The organism is Kocuria tytonicola, from assembly GCF_003687455.1.
GTDB lineage: Bacteria > Actinomycetota > Actinomycetes > Actinomycetales > Micrococcaceae > Kocuria > Kocuria tytonicola.
Genome location: NZ_PHOA01000184.1, coordinates 1 through 1,506, shown reverse-complemented (window position 1 = coordinate 1,506; position 1,506 = coordinate 1). Strand labels below are relative to the sequence as shown.

Annotated in this window: 2 protein-coding genes; both read right to left on the bottom strand. The window is 75.0% G+C overall.

Annotation, left to right across the window (positions count from 1 at the left end):
* A partial coding sequence (locus tag CWC38_RS11700) for a UvrD-helicase domain-containing protein (protein WP_240625255.1) occupies positions 1 to 422 on the bottom strand: 422 nt, incomplete at its 3' end.
* The gene (nudC, locus tag CWC38_RS11695) at positions 419 to 1,393 is read right to left on the bottom strand and encodes an NAD(+) diphosphatase (RefSeq protein WP_121846877.1); all 975 of its coding nucleotides are present in this window, start codon (positions 1,391 to 1,393) and stop codon (positions 419 to 421) included. The genes nudC and CWC38_RS11700, both read right to left, overlap by 4 nt.
* Between the last annotated feature and the right edge of the window lie 113 nt (positions 1,394 to 1,506).

Sequence of the window (1,506 nt, the reverse complement as noted above, 5' to 3'; positions counted from 1 at the left end):
TCCCGGATGGTGGCCCGGTCCGTGCTCAGACGCATGCCCTGCGCGGCCTCGGTGATCAGCCGGGCCTTGTGGTTCACGAGCCCGGGCGGCGGGCCGCCCACGGCCTGGGGCCAGAAGTACTGCAGCTGCCGCAGCGCCGCGGAGTGGAAGGTGCGGGCCTGCACCCCCGGGGCGCCGAGGGCTCGCAGCCGCTGCCGCATCTCGTTCGCGGCACGCGCGGTGAAGGTCAGGGCGAGCGTCTTCTGCGGGGTGTACACGCCCGAGGCGATGCCCCACGCGATGCGGTGGGTGATGGCCCGGGTCTTGCCCGTGCCCGCACCCGCACGGACGCACACCGGCCCCTGCAGGGTGGTGGCCACCACCCGCTGCTCGGGGTCCAGACCGCCCAGGATGTGCTCCTCGGCGCTGGGCTCCGCGCTCACCAGTCCGTCTCCGGGAGGTCCTGGCCGAGCCAGCTCACGATGAGCGCGTGGGCGATGGAGATCCGGCCGGGCAGGGTCACGCTGCCGTCCCGGGCCGCCGCGAGCAGCTGCTTCCGCGTGAACCACCGCACGTCCAGGATCTCCTCGCCGTCCGCCTCGGTTTCCGCCGTGTGCGCCACCGCCCGGAAGCCGAGCATCAGCGAGCGCGGGAACGGCCAGGGCTGCGACCCCTGGTACTCCACGGTGTCCACCGCGATCCCCGCCTCCTCACCGACCTCGCGCACCACGGCCTGCTCCGCGGACTCCCCCGGCTCCACGAATCCCGCGAACGTGGAGTAGCGGTTCCCGGACCACAGCGCGGAGCGGCCCAGCAGGATCCGCTGACGGGAGGTGTCCGGGTGGTCGTCCACGACCGCCACGATGACCGCGGGGTCGGTGCGCGGGAAGTGCAGCGACTCGTCCTGAGGGCACCGGCGGGCCCAGCCGGAGCGGACCACCTCCGTGGGGCCCCCGCAGCGCGGGCACCGCGGGTGGTCCCGGTGCCACAGCGCCACCGCCCGGGCCGTGACCAGGAGGGAGGTCTGCTCCGGTGGCAGCGCGGTGCCGAGCGCGCGCAGACCGTGCCAGGCGGCGTCGTCGAAGCCCGGCAGCTCCGTGTCCTCCGGGACGGTGCGCAGCAGCACCCGGGTGCCGTCCGCCAGTCGGCCCAGGTGGACGTCCGGGCGGGCGGGATCGCCCGTGGCTGCGGGAGCCTCGTCCACCGGGACCAGCAGCAGGCCCTCGGGCGTGACCGGCGCGGTGGACCCGCGCAGCACGAGGACGCGAACCGCGTCCGAGCTCCGGTCCTCCGCCACGAGGTCCCGGTGCTCCCGTGCCACGGCCTCGCGGTCGAACGGGCGCCCCGCGAAGGGGAGCTGATCGGGCCCGAGCAGGGGCGCGGGGGCGCTGGAACGGTCCTGGGGTGAGATCACCCGACCACTGTAGACCGGGCCCCGGACACCCTGGACCGGCCTGTGCACAGCCCGTCCCGAGGCTCGGCCGGTAGGGTGGAGCAGGTGAGAACGACCCCCGAACTGCTAGCCGC